Source organism: Collinsella aerofaciens (genome assembly GCF_040926185.1).
Classification (GTDB): domain Bacteria; phylum Actinomycetota; class Coriobacteriia; order Coriobacteriales; family Coriobacteriaceae; genus Collinsella; species Collinsella aerofaciens_BC.
The window spans coordinates 1-25114 of the sequence record NZ_JBCOIQ010000012.1 but is presented as its reverse complement, the minus strand read 5'-3'; the positions used below and the strand labels follow the sequence as shown (position 1 = coordinate 25114).

The following is a 25114-nucleotide window of genomic DNA, read 5'->3' as shown; positions in this document are numbered from 1 at the left end:
CTGGTTCTCGTTGATTTCGTACCGAGTCGCGGCGGCAGACGCCCGTCTTGCCGCACCGCGCCTGGGCATTATGGGCGGTGGCCCCCACAAACGCAAAAAGGGGCGCACGACCACCACGGTCGTGCGCCCCTTTTCCTAGCGTATCTGGACGCCGGCCTTCTTTTTCTCGGCCTTGACGCGGTAGAGCTCCGCGTCGGCAGCGCGAAGCAAGTCTTGCCAGGTATCGACGCCGTCACCGACCCGTGCGTAGCCGATGGACATCCGCAACAGATACGGCACCTCGGCGCGCGCGAGCTCGTCGTTGATTGTCGCGCACAGATGCATGATATCCTGTTCCGCCGCTGCCTTTTGGAGCACCACGAACTCATCGCCACCATAACGCGCGATAAAGCCACCAGACGCCGAGCAGACCTCTTTGAGCGCAGCGGATATTACCTGAAGAGCATGGTCGCCCTCCACATGTCCATAGCGATCGTTAATCTGCTTAAAGCCGTCAGCGTCCATCATAAGCAGATATACATCTTCGGCCTGATCCACATTTGAAAAGAGCGACAGCATATAGGTCTCAAAACGGTTGCGGTTGTTGAGTCCAGTCAACGGGTCAGTCGAGATCAGTTGCTCCTAGCAGATGATATAGAGCAGCAACATGCTAATCATTATGCCGACACAAAGGCCAGGCACCGAGTATACGATCTGAAAGGTACCGCCCACCAGAGCGGGAACCGCAAAAAAGGCGAGGGTGCGATAAATGGCCTTCTTTTGCAGGCTTTCGACTTTTCGAGCCTGAATAAAGGCATGCAAGGACGTATATATGACGTAGCAGTAGCTAACGATAGGCTGAATCATATAAAGCGCTCCGCGACGATATACGCCCCGCGCATCGATATAGAACATAGCGTGCGTCCAGTAGCTGGTAAATGCCAGAACGACCACCAATGCGGTTGGCAACGTTAAAAGTACCACCCTATAGGGCGTGGTCAGGAGCCGTGAGCCCTGCATCGTCTCGGAATAGAAAAACCAAATGAGGCACGCGATGGCGAACAGCGAAAACGAAACCGCGTTGGAAATCCAGTTGGCCGTGATGCCTACAGGAGTGCTCACGCCGTCCGAGAGCGTCCAGATCATATCGAAGAAAATGTAGGCAGCAGACGTGTAGCCCAGCATGCTAAACAAAAGCTGCTGGGTGCTCGAGAACAGGGAGCGACGGCTTCGTACGGCAAGTCCGATAAGAATAATCATGCACAGCAGGAATATCTCGATCTTGAGTGCCTTTACCACTAGACGCCCTCCCTTCAATATCCAAGTGGCCAGAATCGCCCAATTCGAATCTGGGCAACAAACACCCCCTACTCCGCAGGGGTAAGGGGAATAATAGCAGAGCGCCCGAACGTCACTGCAAGACAGCTCTCGTTCGGGCGCTCAAACGGCGCGAGTTGCACGCCGGAATCATTGATGGGTATCGATTGCTACTCGCCATCGATGTCGGTCGCGACAGCCTCTTCGATGGCCTCGACACCGGCAGGCGACAGGTCTTCCTTGCTCTGGCAGAACTTCTTATCGACCCAGCCGGTCAGAATCGGGGCCATGATTGCCGTGATGATGACGGCAGTGGCGATCTGCGCATACGCGGTGGGCGCAAGCTCGGCATAGCGCGGAGCGACCTCGGCGAGGGCGACCGGCGTGGTCATGGCCGTGCCGGCAATGGTGGAACATGCCACAGCCGCCTTACCATTGCCGCCACACAGGCGCTCGAAGGCAAAGGTAATGGGACCGACGATAAAGAGCGTGATGAGGCCCAGCAGGATGCCCGAAATGCCACCGGCGATGAAGCTCGAAAGGCTCATGGACGCACCGAGCTGAAAACCAATTACAGCGATCGCGGGATTGGCGCCGGGAACCAGCAGGTTCTTGATAAACGGGAACAAGTTGCCCAGGACCATGCCGATAACAAGCGGCAGGATGGATCCGATGATGGTGCCGACGGGGATGTTGGCGAGACCCGAAACACCAAGGATGATCATCGTGACGGCGGGGCCGGCCGTAAAGAACAGGATACCGACAGCGCCCTGCTCGGACTCATCGCCGAACTCGCCCATGATGCCCGTATAGAGCGCCATGTTGCAAAACGTAATGCCGCCGATGATGGAAACCGAGCTCAGGCCTAAAAAGTTATCGTTAAAGAAGTACGCGACGCCCAGACCCAGCGCGGCTGCCACTACAAGCTTAGGAATCAGCACGACGATGCCGGTCTTGATGGCGCCCGGCGTGGACTTAAAGCTGATGCCGGCGCCCACGAACAGCAAGATCGCGGCAACGATGGTGTTGGAGCCGCCGCGGCAGGCAGCCGTAAAGAAGCCGCCGACCTCAAAGACCTGCGGCCAGAAGGTATTGAGCAAAAGGCCGACGATCATCGGATAGATCATGATGTCGCCCGGGATGCGCGGTACCTTGAATTTCTTTTGCTCGCTGGCGGTCGCTTCCTGTGCCATGAAACCCCCATTTCCGCTGACGCAGAACAAAAGCCCACGTCACGCTTTGCTACAGTAAAGTTTGACCATGGTACCAGAAGAAGCAGACCGCCTCGGTGAGAAATTCGATTCGTTAGGCCGGGACGATAACGCGTCCTGCTCCTATACGAGGCTCAAAACGATATAGAACACGATGCCCGAAACGCAGCACCACAACATCGACTTTATCTTGATTGCCACCGCCACGACGCCGGTGGCCGCAATCCAGGGAACCAAGGCAGGCCAGAGTCCCGCGTCGAACGCGCCGGGGTTCACCAAGTCGTTGGCGATCAGCGCGGCAAAGGCAGCGGGCGGGATATAGCCCAGGGCCTCGGTAATGCGGGGCGACAGGGTCCGCCCGCGCAAGGCGAACGCCGGCGCGATGCGAAAGAACGCGATAGCAGCCCACGACGACAGCCACAGAACCAAGAACTCGTTAGCGGGCATCGCGGGCACCTCTTCCGTCAAATACAGCATCGCACGCCAGCGCAATGGCAATGCCGATCACGACGCTTGCCGGCACGGCAATATTCGCGAGGCCCAAGAACTTGCATACGGCGACGGACACCGCGCCCGAAACCGCCGCGACAACGTTACCGCGCGACAGCCGCTGCGAAAAGAGCAGGCAGATAAAGAGCGAGGTGCAGACAAAGGCTGCAATGGCGGTGGGAACATCGACAACGGCGCCGACGATGGCGCCCATCGTACACGAAACGCCCCATGTTGCGATGAGGATCACGTTGAGCACAAAGGACTCGCGCGGGCCCCAATCCTCCCCTTCAACCAACTTGGCAAGCGAGATGCCATATGCCTCCTCGGTAAGTGTCGCGGCAACAGCCAGCGTCTGACGCTTCGAGGCACCCCTCAGATGCGGTGCGATCGATGCCGAGTAAAGCGCAAAACGCGAGGAGATGGCGGCAACGCTCGCGACGATCGATGCTGCAGGCACACCCGCCAGCCACAGGTTGCAGATCATAAACTGGCCGCTGCCCGTCACAAACGTACTGCTTAGAGCAAAGACCATCCAGGGCTCCATTCCCGTCTGCCCCATGATCATTCCGCACGGCGCGCCTATTGCAACATAGGTAAGCATCACTGGCCAGACGGTTCTAACGATTTTGAGCACCATACGTTTCTCATCCTGACAAGGTCTCCGAGCCGCATGTAGCGACACGGCAGAATCATCATCCGGCAGCAACCGAGTTCACCTACAATTGCCACCGGATCGAAAGACACAACTTTTTAGGAAGTCATTATGACAGCTATCGATCGAGACCGGGCGCGCGCGGCCTTCAAAAGCTACACCGATGCCTACGACGTCACCAACCCACGCATCGCGCTCAAAATCGAGCATACATACCACGTGGCCGAGGCATGCGATGCCGTAGCGCGCGAGCAGGGCTGGTCGTCAGAAGATATTGACCTGGCATGGCTTTGCGGCCTGCTACACGATATGGGCCGCTTTGAGCAGCTGCGACGCTGGGACACCTTTAAGGACGCCGAGAGCATGAGCCATGCGGCGCTGGGCATCGAGGTCCTCTTTGGCGAGAATCCCGCCGATGCACCCGCCGTAACGAGCATCCGCGACTTTATCGATGACCCGGCAGAAGATGGGCTCATCCGAGCGAGCATTGCCTATCACAGCGATTTCCGCCTACCCGCGCAGCTCGACGTGCGCACGCGGAGCTTCTGCGATATCGTGCGCGATGGTGACAAGATCGACATTATGCGCACCATCGCCGACAGCACCGTCGACACTATCCTCAAGGTGGACGAGAAGACGTTTCTCGGCAGCCGTTTCTCGTCGCCGACACTTGCCGCCTTTGACGAGCACCGCTGCGTCGCACGCGATGAGCGCGATGAGCCCGCCGACTTCTTGGTGGGGCTTATCTGCTTTATGTTTGAGCTCGTCTATCCAGCAAGCCGCGCGCTGGCGCGCGAACAGGGCGATATCCACCGCCTGCTCGACGCGCCCTTTGGCATTACGCGGCCCTTTACCGACCCCGCCACGCAGGCAACTTGGAGCCGCCTAAAGGACGAGATGCGCGACTGGCTGGCGCGCGCCTAGCGCTCAAGCTGGGCCAGCAGCTCCTCGACGACCTCGACGGCATCGCCGACAACCTTGTACTGGGCAGCACCAAAAATGGGGGCATCCGGGTCCTCGTTGATGGCGATGATGCACTCCGCCCCACCGATGCCGGCAAGATGTTGGATGGCGCCCGAAACACCGATACTCACGAGAAGCCTGGGCGAAACCGATACGCCCGTCTGGCCAATCTGATGGCGATACTCCAGCCAACCCGCCTCCACGACGGGACGCGTGCAACCAAGCTCGGCACCCAGGGCATCGGCGAGCCTTCGCATCAGCGGCAGGTTTTTCTTGGAACCAATGCCGCGACCCACCACGACAAGGCGCTCGGCATCGGCAATCGAAGCCTGCTGCCCCCACTCCTCGGCGGGAATCGAGATCTCGACACGGGCCTTAACGTCTTCCGCAAGCATCACCTGGGTGATCGCGCCGGAACGGCCGTAGTCGAAGTCGGGCGCCTTAAAGATGCCGGGACGAACCGTTGCCATCTGCGGACGGTGGTTGGGGCAAATGATGGTGGCCATCAAGTTGCCGCCAAACGCCGGGCGCGTCTGCTGCAGTAGGCCCGACTCCGCATCCATCGAAAGCACGGTGCAGTCGGCCGTAAGACCCGTCTGCAAACGCACGGCAACGCCGGGTGCCAGTTCGCGACCAAAAGCGGTCGCACCATATAGGATGGCCTCGGGTTTGCGTTCGACTACCAAATCGCAGATCAAGCGGGCGTAGACCTCCGCATCGTTTTGGCGCAGACGCTCGTCGCGACAGGCCAGGACTTCGTCGGCGCCCGCGCAAACCAGATGCTCCAGGTCCCCAAGCGAGCCCTCGGGGCTTATGCCGACCAGTGCCACCAGACGGCAGCCGCGAGCATCGGCAAGCTCGCGCCCCTTGCCCATGAGCTCGTAGGCCACGGGAGCCACGGCATCGTGCTCGTCAGTCTGCACGAAGACCCAAATGTCTCGATATGCATCAAGGTCCACCGTACCAGCGGCCTCGTCACGCTCGATCGAGATAGCGTTGACGGGGCAGGCGTCGACGCACCCACCGCATAGGATGCAGCCGTCGGTTACGCGGGCGCATCGGCTGGGTCGCTCGCCTTCCACTACGATGCCGCCCGAGGCACAGGCGCGAACGCAGCGACCGCAGCCGATACAGGCTTCGCTATCGATAATCAGTCCGCCCATCTATGCCATCCCCTCGATAATCTTGGCAAGCTTTGCCGCCTGCTCGGACGCCGTCCCCTCAACGGTCTCGCACGTTTGGTCACGGTCGGGCACAAACGAGCGCACGACCTGTGTCGGCGACCCGGCAAGGCCGCAACGCGCAGGGTCGGCGTTCACGTCGGCGGCACTGACCACGCACACGTCCGCCTCCTCCGCCGCGCGAATACCGGCAATACTCGGCATACGCAACTGGCCAATCTCCTTGGCAGTCGTCATCGCGCACGGCATCTCAAGGTACACCGTCTCCTCGCCGGCATCGCATCCGTGAACGAGCGCCAGCGAGTCACACGTCGTAAAGCCCGCGCTTTGCACGCAGCTCACGTCGGTCACGCAGGGAATCTCAAAGGCACCGGCAAGCTCGGGACCAATCTGGGCCGTATCGCCATCCACCGCCATCTTGCCGCAGATGAGCAGGTCGAAGTCCTCGTCGAGCGCCTCGATGCCGCACTTGAGGGCGTAGGTGGTCGTCAGGGTATCGGCACCTGCAAAGGCGCGATCGGTCAGCAGCAGCGCGTCGTCGGCACCGCGGGCGATGCAGTCGCGCAGCAGCGACTCGGTCGCGGGGATGCCCATCGACACCACCGTTACGCGCACGTCCATGCCAAAGCCGATAAAGTCGTCTTTCAGCGCCAGCGCGCATTCCAAAGCGCTCGCATCAAAGGGATTAATGACCGCCTGCTTGCCATCGCGCACGATGGTATTGGTCTTGGGGTCCATCTTGACCTCGGTGCTGCCCGGCACGGCCTTGACGCACACCACCATATGGAAATCGCTCATCTTCACGCGCCCCCTTTCTGGACAAGCTCATCCAAGAGCTTCTCCGAAAACAGGTTGCCGCGACCCAGCTGCCCGTCGGGATCGAGCTGGAGCTTGAGCCGCGCCGACTCGACCATGGCCTCGTGACCGTACATCGTCTCTAAGAAGCCCGCCTTGATCTTGCCGACGCCGTGCTCGGCAGAAACGGCACCGCCCATAGCCGTTACCTCCGCAGCCCACTGGGCAAACAGCTCGCCACCGCGACGGTAGTCCTGCGCATCGCGCGGCAGGATGTTCACATGCAGATGGTTGTTACCGATGTGCCCCCAGGCAGCAGATTCAAGCCCGCTTTCGGCCAGTGTGCGGCGATAGAGGACCACGACATCGGCAAGGCGTGCATTGGGCACCGACATGTCCGAACCCAGTTTGGTGATGGTGGGATCCGTGCGGCGACGCTCGTCGATAAGCATATTGACGCTCTCGGGGACCGCATGGCGGAAGAACCGCTGGCACTCGCGATCAACCTCGGTGCGCGCGACCCATGTCGCATCGTCGCGGCCACCCGCAAACTCGAGCACCCATCCCAGGTGGTACAGTTCCTCGGTCGCCTGGGCCTCGTCATCGCAGTCGAGCTCCACGTACACACAGACCTTGGCCTCTTTGTCGAGCGCAGGCAGCGAGGCAAACGCCGTCGACTGCTCGCGCTGGCGACGTAGAATATCCAGGGCGCCAGCATCGAAGTACTCGATGGCAGCCGCATGGGACAGGACGGGACGCACAGAATCGGTGAAGGACACGGCCTTGTCTTCGCTGTCGAAGAAGCAGCTCACGCCCCAAACGACCGCGGGTGCCACCTGCAGGGCAATCTCGAGTTCGGTGATGACACCGATTGTGCCACACGCACCGATAAACAGATCGATGGCATCCATATCGTCAGCAACGAAATAGCCCGAAGCATTTTTTGTCTTGGGCATGGTATAGCCGGGAAGATCGAGCTCGAGTGTACGGCCCGCTGCCGTCACGAGCGACAGGTGGCGGCCCTGGGCAAAAGCCTCGCCGCGCCGAAGCTCAAGCAAATCGCCATCAGCCAGCACGACGTGGAGTCCCGTGATATGTGGGCGCATGGGGCCGTAGGCGTAGCTGCGGGCACCGGAGGCGTTACATGCCGCCATGCCGCCCAGACAGGCAGACGCCTCGGTGGAATCGGTGGGAAAAAACTGCTCGGGAGCCTCTTGGAACTCCTCGTAGGCCTCAAGCGATGCCTGGTCCCAACCAGCGGTCGGCAGCACCTTCTTGCTCAGCTGCTTGCGCAGCTCCGAGAGCACAACGCCCGGCTCCACGCGCAGCAGAAATTGGCCTTGTTCATCGCGGCGAAGGCCCAAATAGCGATTCATACGGGAAGTATTGAGGATATGCCCGCCGTGGGGCACGGCGCCGGCGGCAAGGCCGGTTCGGGCGCCCTGAACCGTTACCGGAACACGCTCGGCATGGAGCTTTTCCAAAATGGCACGGACCTCGTTTTCCGTTGTCGGAAACGAGATGCTCGAGGCCTCGCCCGATGCGCGAGATTCATCGCGGCCATACTCTTCGAACTCGTCGGTGAAGGGTTTGATGGTTGCAGACACGCGAACTCCCCCTTTAGCTAACTACAGTGTTTGCAGGGAGATGTTACCGCATCGTTTCGTCGACGTGTTCGAGACCGTCTCCATAATTGGCGTTTTTTACGTTCGTGCAATTCGGCGAGCGGCTTGATTTCCTCGGCAGACGATGCTTTTGACACATATGGCCCCGCCGTCGCCGACCGCGCGATTGTCGCTCGAAAAAAGTTGGAGTATTTTTTGCCGCCTTTTACCTGCGGAGACGCCAATCCGTCAAGCATTTGGTCAGAAATTGGTCAAGTAGCGGCTGATAAGGTCGGCGTCGACAGCCAAAACCGATAGAAGTTTTGGCCCAGAAGCAGGGAGGTTCCCATGGCATATTACTGGCCCCAGTACGGCATCGCCATCGAAGTCGACGACGATCCCCATCTCCTGCCTTTCGACGAAGAGGCATTCCCCGATACGACGGTCTACCACGTTACCACCGATGTGATCTGCGACCCCGAGTCGTTCTCGGCGCTCGCCCACCACATCGCGCATATCCACGACATCGAGCTCCCTCCCGACTTCGACGAGCTCGTCTACTCGCGCCGTCTGATGCTTCACATGCTCTTTGGAGCGGACCCGTCCACCTTTGCGCGCGTCTATACCGCCAAGGATGCCGCATGAGCGCGAAGAAGCCACCCCACTTTGCAGGCCTGGGTCGTCGCAAGAAGCTCATCGTTGCCTGCTTGGCCATCGTCTGTGCCCTTGTCGCCGTAGGACTATACGTTTGGCAGTCGCAGCCCGTACCCGAGGCGGGCGCTTCGGTTACGACGGCCGAGGGCAAAACGCACCAGGAAATCCAAGATGAGCTCGACGCCATCGTCCGCGACAACATGATGACGATTTCGGTCGCGCCGGTCGCTCAGCTGCAGGAGGACGGCAAACTGCGCGTCAACGTGCAAAACGTCCAAGACAATAAATTTCCCCAGCGATTCCGCGTCATCCAAAACGACGAGACCATGTACGAATCCGGTGTGGTCGAGACCGGCAAGACAATCGAGACGTGCCCCGCCGGCGACATCAAAGAAGGCGAGGCGTACATCGAGATCCAGGCACTCGATGCAAAGACCCTCGACAGCCACGGCAATCCGACACGTGTCAAGGTACGGGTTGAGCAAACCGAGAACTAGCCTTCCGGCCGACACGGCACCGCATGCAATTCACCAGCATTCGTCCAATCATCGCGGGGACGGCCCGCGGCGAATAGAAAGGAACGACCATGGACATCACCAGGAACATGAACGGAGTCAGAGCGCTCGTCGTGGGCACAGGGCTCGCGCTCGCGCTCGCAATGGGCGCCGCCCCGACGCCAGCTATGGCAGCCGGGCGCGTTGGAACCACGAAGGTAATGGTCAGGACCGAGATCGACAACGTTGAGTTCAAAGTTCCGACGGTTATTCCCTTCGTCGCCAAGGCCGACGGCACGCTTCAGGGCCCCTCAGAAGACGCGACCACCATCGACAATCATTCGGCCTACGGCATCCATGTCACCAACATGAAGATCGACGCCATGAACACCTGGACCATTGCCGCCGACGCCAAGGCCGGAACCGCGCAGAACTCCATCGACTTTAAGGTCGGCCCCGACGGCGCGCTCCAGAACGCCAGCGCCGCCGCGCAAGGGACGGGCCTCGATCTTTCCAAGAATGCAGCCTTCGACATGGGCTACCAGGGCATTGCCGGCGGCACGGACAAAATCAAGCTCAAGACAAGCGGAAACGTCGCCCGCGTCACGCGCGACATCTTCCGCGTAACCGGCGAAGGCGATCAGGTTGCGACGATCACCTGGACGGTCGAGCCCGGTGCGCACACGGCATAAGGCCGTCGCCCTGGCCGCCGCCGTCAGCATCCTAGCGTTTGGGCCAGCCATGGCCTTTGCCCAGCAAGAACAGGCGCAGGCCGCCACGCAAGTGACGGTCGACCTCTCGGAGCTCGACCGCGGCGACCGCGAGGAACCGTTGGCGCAGACAGGCGACAGACGATGGCTCTTGGCAGCAGGCGCCACAGCAGCAGGCGCGGGAACCGCCGGCCTCGGTCTGCACATCAAACGCAGCCAGAAACAAAACACGGACAGGCCGCACTAAATTAGCTAAGGAGACCCCATGGCATCGAAGAAACTTTTGCCCGTCGTCGCACTCTGCGGCGCGCTCGCAACCGGAACGCCTGTCGCCGCTTGGGCGACTCCCGTCATGGCAGACTCCTTACCAGTAGCCCTAAGTTCCGCACCAAATCCGTCGAGCGCCATTGCGTGCGAGCGTTTTTCGATCGCACAGGCCGTGATCTCAACCTCGGGATGCCTTCGTCGTAATACGGACGGCTCGATAGTCGTGGATATCAAGCGTTCGAACAAGGCAAACGGCTCCCAGGCGGGGTGCGCCGTCTGCACGTGGCGCTCGGTTGTGCTCGATGCAGATGGCGATCCATGCAATTTAGAGCTGCGCATCGACATCGCTTCGGTCGATGACTCGGCGAACGGAGCGAAGGTCGCCTTCGACGGTGCGTTTTTCGAGAAAGGAGGCGGTATATGTCTGGGCTGCGCCGCCGCGAATGCAGACGATGCGCAGCCCACCCTCTCATTCACGGCATCGTTGCGGCTGACCAAAGCCGGTACCGATGTTATCGCGGCGGGAGAAGCGTCCCTGCTGTTCTACGCCGTCAGCACCAAAGACACAGACGCTCATTTCGAGAAGCCAGCCGGATCACTCAGCCTTACACGAGGGATAGAGGCAGGCCCTATTGAAATCGATGCCCACGCGCAAAGCAGGCAACGCATTCTTGCCGACCCGGCGCTTCTCGAAATGGAGTGGAACGGATCCGGAGCCATCGGAATTCTCCCCTCCGCGTTTGACGCCAAGACGCTCCCCCCAAACGACGAACCCATCAACGCAACCATACAAGAAGAGAGCGCGGACAAAGAAGCAGGTGCGGGCGACACGCCGTCGCCGACAAACAGCGTCCCAGCTTCTCTCGAAGCGCCGAATGAGCCCGCTGCCGATCCAAACGATCCCGAGCTCGCGGACAGTCTGGGGCTTGCTGATCCTCAAGAGATCGATGAAGGTAACTGCTGCGTGCTTGCCGCGCTCGACCACACAGAGGTCATCGACGCTGCGAACATCGAAGTTGCCGCCGCCAATCAGCCCGTCCGCAAGTCGGCTATCATCGCATTTCCTGAATCCATCGAAGTCGTCTTTTTGCCATCGGGCGAGGTCGTGGCCCCAACACTGCTCACCTTGTTGGGCGCCAAGAATACTCGAAACGAAATTAAAAAGGTCACAGTTGTCGACCCTGCAACCACCGCCAAGCTGCGTCTATACGCCGTTGCTCCAGACGGAGGCAAGACCTTGGAATTCGATGGCGACACACTCCTGGCCTGGCGACGTCTGGACATTATGCAAGACGTCTCGTATCAGATCGAACTCGAAGGGTTTGATCGTGCCCGCGATGCCAATATCATCGCCGCGGCTATTGAATCCCCACAGCGGCTTATGACACTGCGCTTTGAATACTATCCCTATGTCCCGACAACCACCTGAGGCTTAAATGCCGCGCATCATTCCTAATACCACTTATATAACGTATTAGATGAGTCGCGATGTACCTCGCATTTCGTTCTGCTACGATTGCCACGTTGGCATCAATACAGGAGGGCTCATGCCGGGCTTGGGAACAATCATCAACGTTGTGCTTTTAGTTGCGGGCGGTCTTTTGGGATTAGCGGGCGGCCGCTTCATTACACCGCGCATCCAAGACACGCTCATGAAAGCATCGGGGCTGTGCGTCCTGTTTATCGGCCTTGGCGGCACCATGCAAAAGATGCTCCTTATCGATGGGAAGGCGCTAGCGACCACCGGCACCACCATGCTCATCGTCTCGTTCGCCCTCGGTTCGCTCATCGGCGAGGCCATCAACTTGGAGGCCGCCATCGAGAACCTTGGCGAATGGCTCAAGCGCAAAACCGGCAGCGAGGGCGATAACGAGTTCACCAACGCTTTTGTCTCGACTTCACTCACCGTGTGTATCGGCGCCATGGCCATTGTGGGATCGATCCAGGACGGTCTGCTCGGTGACTGGTCAACGCTTGCCCTGAAAGGCGCATTGGACTGCATCATCGTCTGCACCATGACGGCGTCGCTTGGCCGCGGCTGCATTTTCTCCGCCCTGCCCGTCGCCGTGTTCCAGGGGACGATCACGCTGTTTGCCGGCGCACTCTCCCCCATCATGACTACGGCAGCCCTCGACAGCCTTTCGCTCGTAGGCTCCATGCTCATCTTCTGCGTCGGCGTCAACCTCATCCGTCCTCAGACCTTCCGCACGGCCAATATGCTCCCCTCCGTCGTCATCGCCGTCATCTACGCCCTCCTGTTCTAAATCTATCTACGCAGCAGTATCTCGAACACCTGTTTGATGCTGTGCTATGATATGAGGTCACCGAAGCTGCGTTAGGAGAGGAGAAGCGGTGGCCGACCAGGACATCAAGATGCTCATCGAGCGCATTATGGCCGAGGCCCGGACCCATCAGTCCGCCCGCTTCTCAAACGAAATCTACGCAGACGAGCCGATTCTCAAAACCGGCCGACAGATGCAGAATTTCCTCCCCGACCAATACCGCAAGATGCGCGAGATATCGCGCTGGCAGGATGACCCCAAGGGCGGCGCGGGCCGCTGGCTATCGGAGGCCGAGCTTTTCTACCGCCAAGGCTTGCTGATGGCCGACTTTGAGGACGACTGTCCCTACAACGGCACCTTTAAGTCGTACTTTCCCACCTACAATGCCATGAGCGACCGGCAGTTGCGCGGCTACTTTACCTGGCGTGCCCAAGTGCGCCGCGGAACCGTCGAGGAAACGTCTACATCCTTTGCCTTTCTGTATCTCTATGAGCTGATTTGCGGCATTGGCATAGATGATCCGCTCGAAGGTTTTAACAAGATCAAGGCCTTTTGGGATGTCTATCGCGCCTTCGAGCCCGGCATCGACCGGTTTGCGCGCGTGTGGCTGCAGGATTACGCCGTTTTCCACGGACTCGACCCCAAGCTACTTCGCGACTCTAAAACCGTCATGTTCGATAACGCCCTTATCGAGCTACGCCGCGCAGCGCGAGACCTTGTACCAGCACCGGCACCGTCCGGCCAGACCCCTAAGCGTCGCAAAACCTCCGAGCCCACGCTCCCCCTTCCGCCCGATGAGGTGCGCGAGGAGCGACTCATGGCCGCCATCAACGCCCTCTCCACGTACAACCTAAGTAACTCGCGGCTCGACCGCAGCCACCACCGCGATCTGCGCCACGTGGCGTGCGCCGTGTATGTCCGTATGGCGCGCTACTATGACACGCATCGAAAGACCGACATCGTGGCGAGCTTATTTGGGGAGGAGACGGCCATGCCCTACACCATGTTTGCCTCGGCCGTATTCTTTGCGCCCGAGCGCCACGAGGACTGCGAATATCGCCTGGACCCCATTCACATCTACCGCTGCCAAAACGGCTTTTGGGAATGCATGCGAATTCACGGCAGCAGGCAAAAAAGCAGCAAGCTTGGTGAGATGATGCGCGCCTGCGACCAACGCCTACGCCTGGCCCTAGACCCCACCCACCCCCTGAAGGAGGAGAAGGTCCCCAAATATCTGGCCAAGATCATCGATGACGAGATCATGGCATGGCTTTCGTGGGACGCCGCACACCAGCCCATCAAGATCGATATCGATTTGAGCCAGCTGGGGCACATTCGGAGCGCCGCCGCGCAAACGCGCGAAGCGCTTTTGATCGATGAGGAACGCGAGGACGACGCATCCGCAGAAGCCGAGGCAGCGGACTCAGGGCAACCGGAAGCCGAGCCCGTAACCGACGCGATTGTCGAGGCGGTCGTGGCACCCATTCGGCAGGACTTGACCGACGAGCCGACCATATCCACCGAACAGTTTGGTGTCGTGGCACCGCTTCTCGCGCCGACGCCCGCGTTCGCAGCTGCTGCGCCCGCTGACGCCACAAACGAACTCGCGCCCGCCGCAGATGCCTTCCTTCGCGCACTGCTCGAGCAAAACGCAGCGCAAGCGACATCGGCAGTGGCGCACTCGGGACAGAGCGAGGACATGCTCGTCGATACCATCAACGAGGCGCTCTTTGACCTGGTGGGTGACACCGTAATTGAATTTGGCGCGGCAGGACCGCAAATTATCGAGGACTACGAAGCAGACGTGAGAGGATACCTAGACTATGAGTGATACCGCATCCGCAGCACCCCGCGTGCCCAAGCGCGTCGCCGCCGTCATTCTCAACTCGCTCAAGGGCGGCGTGGTCCCGCGCATCGGCCTTCCCTACATCACCGTAGGGCGCGAGGTCGAAATCCGCGCCCTGCTCACCGACCTGAGTCTCATCGCCGACGGCGGCGCGAGCTTCCGCTTTCTGGTCGGTCGCTACGGAGCCGGCAAGAGCTTTTTGCTCCAGACCATCCGCACGCACGCCATGGGCGAGGGATTCGTCGTCGCCGATGCCGACCTGTCACCCGAGCGCCGCCTACAGGGCGGCCAGGGGCAGGGCCTTGCCACCTACCGCGAGCTCATCCGCAACATATCGACTAAAACGCGCCCCGAGGGCGGTGCGCTCAACCTAATCCTCGATCGCTGGGTCGCCTCGTGTGCCGATGCCGATGAGTCTGCCGTCAATGCCCAACTGGCCCCGCTCGAGGAAATGGTCCACGGCTTCGACTTCGCCCGTATGCTCCGCCGCTACCGCGCGGCCGTATCCGAGGGCGACGAAGAAGCTATGAGCCGCGTGACCAAATGGATTCGCGGCGAGTACCGCACCAAGAGTGAGGCACGCGCCGAGCTGGGCTCCTCGACCATCATCAGCGATGACGACTGGTACGACTACGTTAAGCTCATTGCGCGCTTTTTGGTCTGCGGCGGCTACAAGGGCATGCTGGTGCTCATCGACGAGCTCGTGAATCTGTATAAGATTCCCAACGCCATCACGCGCCAATACAACTACGAGAAGATCCTAACCATGTACAACGACACGCTCCAGGGCAAGGCGCAGTACCTGGGCATGATCATGGGCGGCACGCCAACCTCCATCGAAGACCGGCGCCGCGGTGTGTTCTCCTACGAGGCCCTGCGCAGCCGACTCGCTCAGGGCCGCTTTGCGCGCGAGGACCTTAAGGACATGCTCGCGCCCATCATCCGTCTGCAGCCACTCACCTACGAGGAGCTGCTGGTGCTCATCGAAAAACTCATGCAGATCCATGCCGGCTACTTTGGCTGGACGCCCACGCTTACCGAGAACGACTTGGTGGACTTCCTCAAGATTGAGTTTGGCCGCGTGGGAGCCGACACGCATCTGACGCCGCGTGAGGTCATTCGTGACTTTATCGAGCTGCTCGACATCCTATGCCAAAACCCCGACGCCAACGTGGCCGAGCTACTGCAAAGCGTCGGCGGCGACGCGCTGGCGCCGGCAACAGCAACAGGCGACACCGGCACCGCAAGTGGCGACCGCAATTTCGCCGAATTCACCATCTAACCTGCCAAAAAGGGACAGGTTTATTTTGGCAGGCTTTATCTGGGCAAACGTCGAGGCAGTAATGCAGCAAGCCACTGCCCACCGCGTTGAGAGATTCGTTTTTGAAAGGAGGCCCCGTGAACGCCTTTGACCGCTACGCCCCGTTTATCCAAGACTTCATCTACTCCCACGATTGGGAGAGTCTACGCTCCATCCAGGTTGCAGCAGCTGATGCCATCTTTAACACTCAGGACAATGTGCTCCTGACGGCATCCACGGCTTCCGGCAAAACCGAGGCAGCCTTCTTTCCCATCCTGACCGAGTTTTGGGAGAACCCGCCCGCGAGCGTTGGCGCCCTCTACATCGGCCCCCTCAAGGCACTCATCAATGATCAGTTCGTCCGCCTCAACGACCTGTGCGAAGAGGCCGATATCCCCGTCTGGCACTGGCATGGCGATGTTTCGCAGTCGCACAAGGCTAAGCTCATCAAAAAACCGAGCGGTATCTTGCAGATTACGCCCGAGTCGCTCGAGGCGCTCCTGATCCATAAGCACATGGCAATCCCTCGTATGTTCTGCGACCTGCGCTATGTGGTTATCGACGAGGTTCATTCGCTCATGCGCGGCGACCGCGGCGGTCAGACGCTCTGCCTTATCGAGCGCCTCTCGCGCATGGCGGGCGTGCAGCCCCGCCGCATCGGCCTTTCTGCCACCATCGGCGACCCCGAGCGCACGGGCGCCTTTCTCTCACAGGGAACAGGACGCGATTGCATCATCCCCCGCTTTGAGGAACCGCGCCGCGTGTGGCGCATCTCCATGGAGCACTTCTACAACTCGGGTCCCCAGGCACAGCAGCGGGGATTCGAGAGCACGGGTCCACAAGAAGCCGAGATGCTTGCTTGCGAGCGTATTGAGCCGGCGGCGCCCGCGGCGCTGCCGGCTGGCGCCCAAGACGTGCGCCACAGCGGACAGCTTACACAGGAGGAACGCCGTCAACGTCGTGAGCGGGCACGGGGCAAGGCCGCTCCCAAAGACCGTCGCACTTCTTCGGCCCCCGAGGGCGAAGTCGATATCCCCCGGGCCGATGAGCAGGCGCTCCTCAACCCCACCGACACCGCGCCCGAAAACGCCGATCCCGGCATGGGCTATATCTTTGAACACACCCGCGGGCGCAAGTGCCTGGTCTTTGCCAACTCGCGCGAGGAGGCAGAGGCCGTGTGCTCCATGCTGCGCAGCTACTGCGAGAGCCGGCACGAGCCCGACCGTTTTCTCATCCACCATGGCAATCTTTCGGCATCGCTGCGCGAAACGGCCGAGGAACTCATGCGCGATGAGGAGCAGGCACAGACAACCGTCACCACCTCCACGCTGGAACTCGGTATCGATATCGGCCGTCTGGAGCGTGCGTTTCAGATCGACGCGCCGTTTACCGTCAGCTCCTTTTTGCAGCGAATGGGCCGCACGGGGCGCCGCGATCTTCCGCCCGAGATGTGGTTTGTCATGCGCGAGGAGGAACCCGAGCCGCGCACGATGATGCCCGAGACCATTCCGTGGAAGCTCCTGCAGGGCATCGCGCTCGTACAACTCTATCGCGAGGAAAAGTGGGTCGAGCCGCCCGAGCTCGATCGACTCCCCTACAGCCTGCTCTACCACCAGACTATGACGACGCTTGCCAGCACCGGCGAACTCACGCCGGCAGAGCTTGCCCAGCGCGTGCTCACACTCAGCTATTTCCATCGCATCTCGGCCGATGACTATCGCGTGTTGCTGCGTCACCTCATTAAGATCGACCATATCCAAGTCACCGAGGGCGGCGGGCTCATCGTGGGTCTCGCGGGCGAGCGCATCATCAACAACTTTAAGTTCTACGCCGTGTTCCAGGAAAACGAGGAGTTCACCGTTCGCAGCGAATCGGCCGAGCTGGGCACGATTGTCAACCCGCCCCCGCCCGGTGAGCGCATCGCCATCGCCGGACACTGCTGGATTGTCGAGGAAGTGGACTGGAAGCGCCACACTGTCTTTGCCACGCAGGTCAAGGGCCGGGTGCCGGCCTACTTTGGCGACTGCCCCGGCGACATTAACACGCATGTGCTCGAGCGCATGCGCAAGGCGCTCAACGAGCACGCGACATATCCGTACCTTATGGGTAACGCACGGGCCCGCTTGGCGCAGGCTCGTCATACGGCCGAGATTTCGGGGGCGGGAACCAAGCCGCTCATTAACCTGGGCGGCGATACCTGGGTGCTCTTCCCCTGGTTGGGCAGCTTCGCCTTCCTAGCACTCGAGCGCATGCTTAAAATCAAATGCGCCGCTGAGCTGGGCCTTCGCGGACTCGACCCGTCACGCCCGTACTTTATGCAGTTTAAGATGAAGGCCGACGAGGAGACGTTCTTTGAGGTGCTCGCCGCCGAGACCGAGAAGGACTTCGATCCCATCGAGCTCGTCTATCCTGGCGAGGTGCCTTACTTTGACCGCTACGACGAATTCGTTCCCGAGGAGCTCGTGCGCAAGGGGTTTGCCGAAGGCGTGCTCGACATAGAGGGCATGAAGCAGCGCGTTCACGACTGGCGCGACCACGCCTAAGACCAGTCTTTTTTGGGACGGGGAGACTTACTTGTCGTGAAGGACGGTGCCGAGGAAGTCGGTGTCGAAGGGCACGGCTTCGGCAAAGGCGTAGTCGCCGTCGCTGGCGATGAGCAGGTAGTTCTCCTCGCCGCCGAACTCCGTATCACCACATGGGACCACCCAAGCGCGGTCGAACACCTCAAGCGCCGTGGCGGCGCAATCGCGCAGGAACGACACATCGCTCCCCTCGTTCGCGCTCACAATATTAGCCACGTAGATACCGCCCGGATTCAAGCTACCCCGCACCAGACGCAGCGCCTCAGCAGTTGCCAGCTCGCGTACGGGCTCGGCACCGCCAAAGCAATCGCTCACGATCACGTCGTAGCGACGATGCCCCACGCTCGTCACACCCAGATACGAGCGAGCCTCAGCAGTAATCACCCGCAAGCGGTCGCCCACCGTGCGCTCCAGCTCGTCCAGATAGAACCAACGGCGCGCCAGGCGCGTAATCTCTCCGTCATACTCGATGACGTCCATGCGCAAGCCCTCGTGCGACATCAGGGCGAATTTAGGATAGGCAAACCCGCCGCCGCCCAGCATAAGCATACGGTCGATGCCGTGACCATAAGCGTCGCGCATCGCATCCTCGGACTCAAACACGTCGTCAAACGCACGATAGTACGCAAAGACGGGCTCGGCCCAACGCTCACCGACATAGCTCGCGCTTTGGTAGACGCCGCCTTGCACCAACACGCGAATCTCATCGCCGCCCTCATCGTGCACGCGTTTCACACGCGCCAACCCATTGCGGGTTCGCGCAACCTGCAGACAGGCAGCGCGAACAGCGACGGCGGCCGCACCAAGCGCCGCGGCTCCCAGAGCAACGCCGGCAACGACGCCGGCAGAAACACTTGGCTTGTTCATCTAGAGCTCCTTTTGCAGATAGAGTCCATGGTCGTAAAAACCCAAATGGCGATAGTACTCGCGTGTGCCAATCGCGCTGATCACGTTGATGCGCGCATAGCCCGCGTCCCGAGCAATATGGCACGCACGCTCCACGAGCAAACGCCCCAACCCGTGATGCTGCGCCGCCTGGCCCTGGTCACCCACGCGTGCCGCCATGCCATACACGTGCACCTCGCGAATCATCGCCTCGTCCGGCGTCGTCGGCAACTCGTCCGCATGCGCGGCAACAAATGAATGGTCGGGCAGCGACAGGCGCAAAAAGCCCGCGATCTTGCCCTGCGGCGTCACCCACTGCAAAAAGCGCTCGTAAGTCACCGGCGTCTCGTACGCCACTTCCTCATCAAGAGATAGCTCATCCAAGTCGGCACCCGCCGTACTGATCTCGCGATAGCGAATCTCACGCACCGTCGCACCGTCGCCCCGAGCAGCCAGGCGGTTCTCAACGAGCTGACGCAGGTTAGGTTTCTTGTTGCCCACCATAATGTCGTCAGAACTAAAGTCGCGGATCATGCGACTGATGCGGCAGAACGCCGGCGTCACCACGATGTCATCGGCCAACACATCGAGCAGCTCTTCCTCGGAATAGGGGCGCCACTCGCCGCGCTCATAGCAGCCCACCAGACGCGAGCCCTCGATGAGCGCACACGGGTAGATCTTGACTTCGTCGGGCATAAAGGCCCCCTCGGTCATAAAGCACTCGTAGTCGCGCTTGTCCCCCTCGGGCGTGGCACCCAGCAAGTTGAGCATAAAATGCGCGTGGATCTTAAAGCCAAACAGGCGCGCAAGCGAAAACGCCCGCTCGATCTGTGCCACTGAAATGCGACGCTCGTTGATATCGAGCAGGTGCTGGTCGAGGCTCTGGATACCCATCTGAATCTTGGTGCAGCCCAGGCGGCGAATGAGCGCGAGGGTCTGCGGTGTTACGGCATCGGGGCGCGTCTCGATAACGAGCCCCACCACGCGATGCTTCGCCGTCTCGTTGATGCGCTGCTGACGCTCGAGCTCCTCCATCGTTGCCGTTTGCCACTCGGCAACCTCGCCCCACGGCGTACCGGGGCCGTACAGACGACGCACCGCGCGGTTATAGCCACCCACGGCAGCATCCACACGCCCCTGCTCGTCGGCAACACCGCTCGCAAGCTCGGCCTCGTCGGTCGCAATACCGGCAGCCCGATAGCGCTCGCGGCGCTCCGCCACCACCGGCGGCAGCGCATCGGCGGGAGCGTCATCGAGCAGGCGCCCCGCCTCGGCACGGCTGATGCCCGGACGCGCCAACATGGGGTTTGCCGCCACGCCGGCGACGGCATCGTCATTGAGCGCACGGAAAAGCTCCGACATAAACCACGTTTGATACCCTTGCGGATAGTCGCTCCAGGTACCGCCGAGCACAATGAGCTCGATCTTATCGGTCGCATGCCCCATTTGCGAAAGCGCCGTCAAACGGGCACTCACCTGCAGATACGGGTCGAAGCAGTTTTGCTCCGCACGGGCGCACGCCGGCTCGGCATGCAGATAGCTTTTAGGCATGCGCAGATCGTTGGGGCAAAACAGGCAATCGCCCGAGCACGGCCACGGCTTGGTGATAACGGTAATGGTCGCCACGCCCGAAGCCGTGCGACGAGGCTTCATGCGAAGCACCTGCAGCAGCTGACGCTCCAGCTCGGAATTGACATTCCATGCCGCCCAACGCGCCGGTTCCTCACGCTTCACCCGCTGGTAAAACGGCAGCAGGCGACGCTTGGCCAAATCGCGCTTATCGGCGCCCTCGCGGCGCGCCTCAGCATGTATCAGTTTGACGAGCGCTTTGTCGTCCACGGTCTCACCGCGACGCAGAGCGTCGAGTATGTTCAAGATAATCTGTTCCATGTCCCCATTGTAAAGGCAAAGGCGCCGGAGCCGATCTCGGCTTCGGCGCCTTCATCAAACAGCGCGTCTATATCTTCGCCTAGGCTTTCGTCTGCCTCAATACTCCGAATCAAACGACATGTCGCCCGAACCGACCTCAAAACGATACGTGGCAGACTTGTCACCGTTATCGAATTCAAGATTCAAAATGGTCTCGCCGTCGTAGCCAAGCGGAAGGAAATCGCTCTCGAAGTCGCCGCTGCCCAAGGTGAGGCTCGCCTTAAAGCCCGTCGAGTTCGGAACCGTCATCTCCACATCGCCCGAGCCCACACTCACGTCCATCGACTTCGTGGGGGCCGGGTAAAGCTCGAACGTCACATCGCCCGAACCGACCTCGGCATTCAGGGTATCGGTCACGGTGCCCGTAAACTCAACGTCTCCCGAGTCCAGAGTCAGGTTGAGGTCATGACACGCAATGCCCGCGACCGTCAGATCACCCGATCCTACATTCGCTGTAATGCCCACCATGTTATCGGCAACTTTGCGCGGCAGTTCGACGATAACCGTGCGGTCAATGGCTCGCTCGTCATCGCAATCGAACTGGCGAAGCTTGAGCGTAGAACCCTTAACCTCGGCCAGATTCTGGGTTGCCGCATCGAAAGCAGCTACTCCTTTTGCGACGCGGCCACTCTCGATGACACGTACCGGCCCGTCGGAAACGCATTTGATCTCAACCGCACCCGACGTCACATCCAAGTCAAGGGATGTGAACGCGTCGGCATCAAACGTTTCCTTCGAAAGCTGTTGAGGCCGAGCGGAATAGTTACCGCTATTCAAGGAATCGTCCTCGTCAAACGCATCGCCCATACCAGACAAGCCGGATACAACATCGTCGAAATCCCACGGTCCATCAAAATGAATCAAAGTCCACGAAGTGCCGAAGACAAGTCCGATGATAAGCACAAACGCTCCGATGCCGACGCCCAAGCGCCTCTTAGACTCATGCGAGAGCTTCATCATTCACCACCTTCTTTGGCACTCGGCTCAGCGGTGGCCCCGGCAGCCATGTCAGCGTCAACCGCAGTGGAAACGTCCTCCCCCTTAGTCCTAGCGACCGCCGGCGCCGGACCAACCTGGATATCCCCGCGCGCCCAATCGCCATCGAGCGCACGCGCCACCCAGTGATAGATGGGGATCGTAAAGAAGATCAGCGCGGCAAAGGGGCCGGCACCAAACAGGAACATCAGCAAAAAGAACAGCAGCCAGCACACAGCCCAATACGGGAACGACTGAAACGGACCCTTCACCGGAGTCACGCTGGTCGCACCGGCACCCGTCACCTGAGCCGTCGCCGCATTAGCTGCCTGCGCGCTCCAACTTGCCGCTTGCGCCGCCTTGGCAGCCGCATCACTCGCCTGCGTTGCCGCCTCGGTAGCTCGTGCCGCCGCCTCATGGGTGCGGGCACGCTCCGCTGCCTCGGCCTCGCGCTGACGGGCGCGGTCCTCGTTCTCAAACTCGATATCGTCCTCGATCTCATCGCTCGGATTGAGGAGCTCGTCCAAACTCACGCCATAGAGTTTTGCGAGCGAGATCAGGTTCTCGGTATCGGGCGAGCTCTCCGCACGCTCCCATTTACTGACCGCCTGGCGCGACAGCCCCAGCTTTCGCGCCAGCCCTTCTTGGCTAAAACCCTTGCTGCGACGAAGGTCGGCGAGCCGCTGCGCAGTTTCTACATTCATGGTTCCTCCTATGTGATGCCAGCCGTGCCGCCGGACCGTTTTTGTTCTTAAGGCGCCTTGCACAGTTAAAATCTATCCGCCACCGCCAAAAGCATGCCACCTATTCTAGTGAGATTTTTGACAACCGGCGGTTGCGGGTGCATATGAGCTGCGGAAATGTGTCCAAACAAAGCAATGACCCGTAGCTTGGTTGTCCCCGTTGCGGCGTTAACGGTAGTATGGTCGTACTGTTTATTCCGCACCGCCAACGGAGGGAGTCCCGCGCCGTGAACCGCGATTTCGCCTCATCGCTCATCCAGCTCAACAACACGTTCTATCGCGAACACTCCGCCTCCTTCTCCGATACGCGCCAGGCCCCGTGGCCCGGCTGGGTGCGCACTATGGATATCGCGCTCGGGCAGCTCGACGTCGCCACGATCGAGCATCCCGTCCGCGTCTTCGATCTTGCCTGCGGCAATATGCGATTCGAGAACTTTGCCGCCGGCGGCGCACTCGCCGCCAAGGGCGTCGACGGCGCAAACCCCTCGGCAGATGCCAGCTGCCCGTTTGAGTTCTATGGTGTCGACTCGTGCCAAGACCTGGCCATCGATGCACATGGCCACGCGCTGCGCATTCCCAACCTGCACTTCCAGGAACTCGACGTGCTCGACGCCCTGATGAAGCTCAACCCCGCCGAAACACCCGACGTGCTTTTCGACGCCCCGCTCGCCGACATCTCGGTCTGCTTTGGCTTTATGCACCACGTGCCGTCGTGCGAGTACCGCGTACGCGTGCTCGACGCCCTGGTGCGCCAGACGCGCCCAGGCGGCATCATCGCCATCAGCTTTTGGGAGTTTATGAACGACGAGCGCATGGCGCGCAAGGCCGTTCGCGCCGAGGCCCGCGCCGAGCTCACCCCGCCGTTTGAGGGTTACGATTCCGCGCAGTTTGAAGCCGGCGACCACCTCATTGGCTGGCAAAACGACCGCCACGCCTACCGCTATTGCCATCACTTTGACGATCAGCAGATCACCGACCTGGTGCGCGGCGTCCGTACGTTCTACAAGAGCGGCGAGGTCCCCATGCGCGAGCTTGAGCGCTTCCATGCCGACGGTCGCAGCGGCGAGCTCAACCGCTATGTGATTCTCAAGCGTCTGTAGGCACCGACAACTCGTCGTCGAGCCGCATCGCATCTTTCGGGCAAGCTATGCCCACCCTTTTTCAACCCATTGACGGAACGCGCAGCCATGCGTTCCATACTTATGACCAAGGAGCCTCATGGGAGCCGTCCACGTTCGCACGCCTAAGAACTTTGTGCTCGAGGAGCGCCTGGAGCGCTACGCCGATGCGATTGAGACAAACCCCGAGGCCTATGCCGGAGATTGGCGCGAGGCCTGTGCGCCCGCAGGCAGCAAGCCCTTCGAACACCTTCACCTGGATCTTGGCTGTGGCAAGGGAACGTACCTTGTAGAACGCGCGGGCCACGAGCCAAACACCCTCTTTATCGGCATGGACCAGGAGCCCATCTGCATTGCCTATGCCGCGCAGAAAATCTGCGAGCAGGAGCTATCCAACGCACTCGTCCTGCCCCGAGGCGCCGCATCGCTGCCACAGCTATTTGCCGCAGGCGAGCTCGATGCCATCACCATCAACTTTCCCACGCCGCAGCCCAAGGCCAAGTACGCCAAAAAACGACTCGTCCATGTCGACCATTTGATGCTCTACCGCCCGCTCTTTGCAGCCAACGCCACCGTCACGCTGCGCACCGACAGCAAACCATTGCGCGATTACGCCCTGGGACAGTTTGCCGCGGCCGGCTACGACACGCTTTGGGTAAGTGACGACGTACGCCGCGACCATCCCGAGCATCCCGAGACCGAGTACGAGCGCCGCACGCGCGAGATGGGTGCCGCCGTCTATGGCATTTGCGCCACTCCCGACACGCTGCCCAGCGATGAACAGCTCCAAGCGGGCCGCGTGCAGGAGCAAAGCCTTGCCTGCTACCTGCCCGAAAACCTCGATGAGCTCACCTACGTGCCCCTCGGCATGGAAGAGGCCGTCGAGAACTTTAAAAACCGCGCCCGCAAGGGCAAGAAGCGCTTACCGCAGGAGTCCCAGGGGCCTCTGATGGTCGCAGCTTCGGCAAACAAGCGCAAATAGGCGCCAGCAAACGTCCCTCAAATCTAAGTGAGTAGACTTTTTTGCAATAGCCAAGCACAACCCGCATAACCAATACTAAAACCGACGCTCCTATAAGTTGTCAATAGGCAGTTTGCGGGAGCGCTCCCTTCAATTCGCACAGGAGCTCGTAAT

At 60.5% G+C, this 25114-nt stretch carries 24 protein-coding genes; 12 read left to right on the top strand and 12 right to left on the bottom strand.

The window, feature by feature from the left end:
- Positions 1–135: 135 nt before the first annotated feature.
- The 5 genes from AB5750_RS06340 to AB5750_RS06320 all read right to left on the bottom strand — a co-directional run bounded on the left by AB5750_RS06340 (position 136) and on the right by AB5750_RS06320 (position 3600).
- Entirely contained in the window at positions 136–612 is a 477-nt protein-coding gene (locus AB5750_RS06340; RefSeq protein WP_368154957.1) for a GGDEF domain-containing protein, read from the bottom strand.
- Positions 613–621: 9 nt separating this feature from the next.
- On the bottom strand, positions 622–1278 hold the full coding sequence (locus AB5750_RS06335; protein ID WP_368145840.1) for a hypothetical protein: 657 nt from the start codon (positions 1276–1278) through the stop codon (positions 622–624).
- Between the two features lie 188 nt (positions 1279–1466).
- Positions 1467–2489: a 2-keto-3-deoxygluconate permease gene (locus tag AB5750_RS06330; protein ID WP_368145841.1), complete on the bottom strand. Its 1023-nt coding sequence runs from the start codon at positions 2487–2489 to the stop codon at positions 1467–1469.
- 141 nt (positions 2490–2630) lie between these two features.
- Positions 2631–2954: an AzlD domain-containing protein gene (locus tag AB5750_RS06325; RefSeq protein WP_368145842.1), complete on the bottom strand. Its 324-nt coding sequence runs from the start codon at positions 2952–2954 to the stop codon at positions 2631–2633.
- A complete protein-coding gene (locus tag AB5750_RS06320) occupies positions 2944–3600 on the bottom strand; it encodes an AzlC family ABC transporter permease (RefSeq protein WP_368154955.1) in 657 nt (218 codons plus the stop codon). The genes AB5750_RS06325 and AB5750_RS06320 overlap by 11 nt, the downstream gene beginning before the upstream one ends.
- 162 nt (positions 3601–3762) lie before the next feature.
- On the opposite strand from AB5750_RS06320, the gene AB5750_RS06315 reads away from it, so the two are divergent.
- Positions 3763–4575 (top strand): HD domain-containing protein, encoded by an 813-nt coding sequence (locus AB5750_RS06315; RefSeq protein ID WP_368145844.1) that lies wholly within the window; start codon positions 3763–3765, stop codon positions 4573–4575.
- On the opposite strand, the gene AB5750_RS06310 is transcribed toward AB5750_RS06315, so the two are convergent.
- From AB5750_RS06310 to AB5750_RS06300, 3 genes are read right to left on the bottom strand one after another with little or no spacing between them, the layout of a single operon-like run.
- Positions 4572–5777 (bottom strand): FAD-binding protein, encoded by a 1206-nt coding sequence (locus AB5750_RS06310; protein WP_368145845.1) that lies wholly within the window; start codon positions 5775–5777, stop codon positions 4572–4574. The genes AB5750_RS06315 and AB5750_RS06310 overlap by 4 nt on opposite strands.
- On the bottom strand, positions 5778–6593 hold the full coding sequence (locus AB5750_RS06305; RefSeq protein ID WP_368145846.1) for an electron transfer flavoprotein subunit beta/FixA family protein: 816 nt from the start codon (positions 6591–6593) through the stop codon (positions 5778–5780).
- Positions 6594–6595: 2 nt separating this feature from the next.
- Positions 6596–8197, bottom strand: coding sequence for an FAD-binding oxidoreductase (locus tag AB5750_RS06300; protein ID WP_368145847.1), 1602 nt, complete (start codon positions 8195–8197; stop codon positions 6596–6598).
- Positions 8198–8542: 345 nt separating this feature from the next.
- Here AB5750_RS06300 and AB5750_RS06295 point away from each other — a divergent pair, with 345 nt between their 5' ends.
- The 9 genes from AB5750_RS06295 to AB5750_RS06255 all read left to right on the top strand — a co-directional run bounded on the left by AB5750_RS06295 (position 8543) and on the right by AB5750_RS06255 (position 18290).
- A complete protein-coding gene (locus AB5750_RS06295; protein WP_035137058.1) occupies positions 8543–8839 on the top strand; it encodes a hypothetical protein in 297 nt (98 codons plus the stop codon).
- Complete coding sequence (locus AB5750_RS06290) at positions 8836–9345, top strand: hypothetical protein (RefSeq protein ID WP_368145848.1); 510 nt, start codon at positions 8836–8838, stop codon at positions 9343–9345. Before AB5750_RS06295 ends, AB5750_RS06290 begins: the two co-directional genes overlap by 4 nt.
- Positions 9346–9434: 89 nt before the next feature.
- Positions 9435–10034, top strand: coding sequence for a hypothetical protein (locus tag AB5750_RS06285; protein WP_035137056.1), 600 nt, complete (start codon positions 9435–9437; stop codon positions 10032–10034).
- Positions 10018–10299 (top strand): hypothetical protein, encoded by a 282-nt coding sequence (locus AB5750_RS06280; protein WP_035137055.1) that lies wholly within the window; start codon positions 10018–10020, stop codon positions 10297–10299. The genes AB5750_RS06285 and AB5750_RS06280 overlap by 17 nt, the downstream gene beginning before the upstream one ends.
- A gap of 18 nt (positions 10300–10317) precedes the next feature.
- Complete coding sequence (locus tag AB5750_RS06275) at positions 10318–11748, top strand: hypothetical protein (protein WP_368145849.1); 1431 nt, start codon at positions 10318–10320, stop codon at positions 11746–11748.
- A 49-nt stretch (positions 11749–11797) separates the two neighbouring features.
- Positions 11798–12583, top strand: coding sequence for a DUF554 domain-containing protein (locus AB5750_RS06270; protein WP_368154953.1), 786 nt, complete (start codon positions 11798–11800; stop codon positions 12581–12583).
- A gap of 88 nt (positions 12584–12671) precedes the next feature.
- Entirely contained in the window at positions 12672–14432 is a 1761-nt protein-coding gene (locus AB5750_RS06265) for a TerB N-terminal domain-containing protein (protein WP_368145850.1), read from the top strand.
- Complete coding sequence (locus AB5750_RS06260; protein ID WP_052044044.1) at positions 14425–15729, top strand: ATP-binding protein; 1305 nt, start codon at positions 14425–14427, stop codon at positions 15727–15729. Before AB5750_RS06265 ends, AB5750_RS06260 begins: the two co-directional genes overlap by 8 nt.
- Positions 15730–15845: 116 nt before the next feature.
- A complete protein-coding gene (locus AB5750_RS06255; RefSeq protein WP_368145851.1) occupies positions 15846–18290 on the top strand; it encodes a DEAD/DEAH box helicase in 2445 nt (814 codons plus the stop codon).
- A gap of 27 nt (positions 18291–18317) precedes the next feature.
- Here the strand turns inward: AB5750_RS06255 and AB5750_RS06250 are convergent, their stop codons facing one another.
- The 4 genes from AB5750_RS06250 to AB5750_RS06235 form a co-directional block, all read right to left on the bottom strand.
- On the bottom strand, positions 18318–19196 hold the full coding sequence (locus AB5750_RS06250) for a spermidine synthase (RefSeq protein WP_368145852.1): 879 nt from the start codon (positions 19194–19196) through the stop codon (positions 18318–18320).
- The gene (locus AB5750_RS06245; RefSeq protein ID WP_368145853.1) at positions 19197–21104 is read right to left on the bottom strand and encodes an elongator complex protein 3; all 1908 of its coding nucleotides are present in this window, start codon (positions 21102–21104) and stop codon (positions 19197–19199) included.
- A gap of 96 nt (positions 21105–21200) precedes the next feature.
- A complete protein-coding gene (locus AB5750_RS06240) occupies positions 21201–22103 on the bottom strand; it encodes a DUF4097 family beta strand repeat-containing protein (RefSeq protein WP_368154951.1) in 903 nt (300 codons plus the stop codon).
- Positions 22100–22822, bottom strand: a complete 723-nt coding sequence (locus tag AB5750_RS06235; protein ID WP_368145855.1) for a helix-turn-helix domain-containing protein — start codon at positions 22820–22822, stop codon at positions 22100–22102. Before AB5750_RS06235 ends, AB5750_RS06240 begins: the two co-directional genes overlap by 4 nt.
- Before the next feature lie 266 nt (positions 22823–23088).
- Here AB5750_RS06235 and AB5750_RS06230 point away from each other — a divergent pair, with 266 nt between their 5' ends.
- Complete coding sequence (locus AB5750_RS06230; RefSeq protein ID WP_368145856.1) at positions 23089–23961, top strand: class I SAM-dependent methyltransferase; 873 nt, start codon at positions 23089–23091, stop codon at positions 23959–23961.
- 118 nt (positions 23962–24079) lie between these two features.
- A complete protein-coding gene (trmB, locus tag AB5750_RS06225) occupies positions 24080–24961 on the top strand; it encodes a tRNA (guanine(46)-N(7))-methyltransferase TrmB (RefSeq protein WP_368145857.1) in 882 nt (293 codons plus the stop codon).
- Positions 24962–25114: the final 153 nt, after the last annotated feature.

Bases quoted from the DNA above. Each gene is read 5' to 3' on its own strand.
- AB5750_RS06305 (WP_368145846.1), bottom strand. From the start codon at position 6,593: ATGAGCGATTTCCATATGGTGGTGTGCGTCAAGGCCGTGCCGGGCAGC.
- AB5750_RS06260 (WP_052044044.1), top strand. From the start codon at position 14,425: ATGAGTGATACCGCATCCGCAGCACCCCGCGTGCCCAAGCGCGTCGCC.
- AB5750_RS06325 (WP_368145842.1), bottom strand. From the start codon at position 2,954: ATGCCCGCTAACGAGTTCTTGGTTCTGTGGCTGTCGTCGTGGGCTGCT.
- trmB (WP_368145857.1), top strand. From the start codon at position 24,080: ATGGGAGCCGTCCACGTTCGCACGCCTAAGAACTTTGTGCTCGAGGAG.
- AB5750_RS06330 (WP_368145841.1), bottom strand. From the start codon at position 2,489: ATGGCACAGGAAGCGACCGCCAGCGAGCAAAAGAAATTCAAGGTACCG.
- AB5750_RS06240 (WP_368154951.1), bottom strand. From the start codon at position 22,103: ATGATGAAGCTCTCGCATGAGTCTAAGAGGCGCTTGGGCGTCGGCATC.
- AB5750_RS06250 (WP_368145852.1), bottom strand. From the start codon at position 19,196: ATGAACAAGCCAAGTGTTTCTGCCGGCGTCGTTGCCGGCGTTGCTCTG.
- AB5750_RS06285 (WP_035137056.1), top strand. From the start codon at position 9,435: ATGGACATCACCAGGAACATGAACGGAGTCAGAGCGCTCGTCGTGGGC.
- AB5750_RS06295 (WP_035137058.1), top strand. From the start codon at position 8,543: ATGGCATATTACTGGCCCCAGTACGGCATCGCCATCGAAGTCGACGAC.
- AB5750_RS06310 (WP_368145845.1), bottom strand. From the start codon at position 5,777: ATGGGCGGACTGATTATCGATAGCGAAGCCTGTATCGGCTGCGGTCGC.
- AB5750_RS06270 (WP_368154953.1), top strand. From the start codon at position 11,798: ATGAGTCGCGATGTACCTCGCATTTCGTTCTGCTACGATTGCCACGTT.
- AB5750_RS06320 (WP_368154955.1), bottom strand. From the start codon at position 3,600: ATGCTTACCTATGTTGCAATAGGCGCGCCGTGCGGAATGATCATGGGG.
- AB5750_RS06290 (WP_368145848.1), top strand. From the start codon at position 8,836: ATGAGCGCGAAGAAGCCACCCCACTTTGCAGGCCTGGGTCGTCGCAAG.
- AB5750_RS06235 (WP_368145855.1), bottom strand. From the start codon at position 22,822: ATGAATGTAGAAACTGCGCAGCGGCTCGCCGACCTTCGTCGCAGCAAG.
- AB5750_RS06275 (WP_368145849.1), top strand. From the start codon at position 10,318: ATGGCATCGAAGAAACTTTTGCCCGTCGTCGCACTCTGCGGCGCGCTC.
- AB5750_RS06245 (WP_368145853.1), bottom strand. From the start codon at position 21,104: ATGGAACAGATTATCTTGAACATACTCGACGCTCTGCGTCGCGGTGAG.
- AB5750_RS06315 (WP_368145844.1), top strand. From the start codon at position 3,763: ATGACAGCTATCGATCGAGACCGGGCGCGCGCGGCCTTCAAAAGCTAC.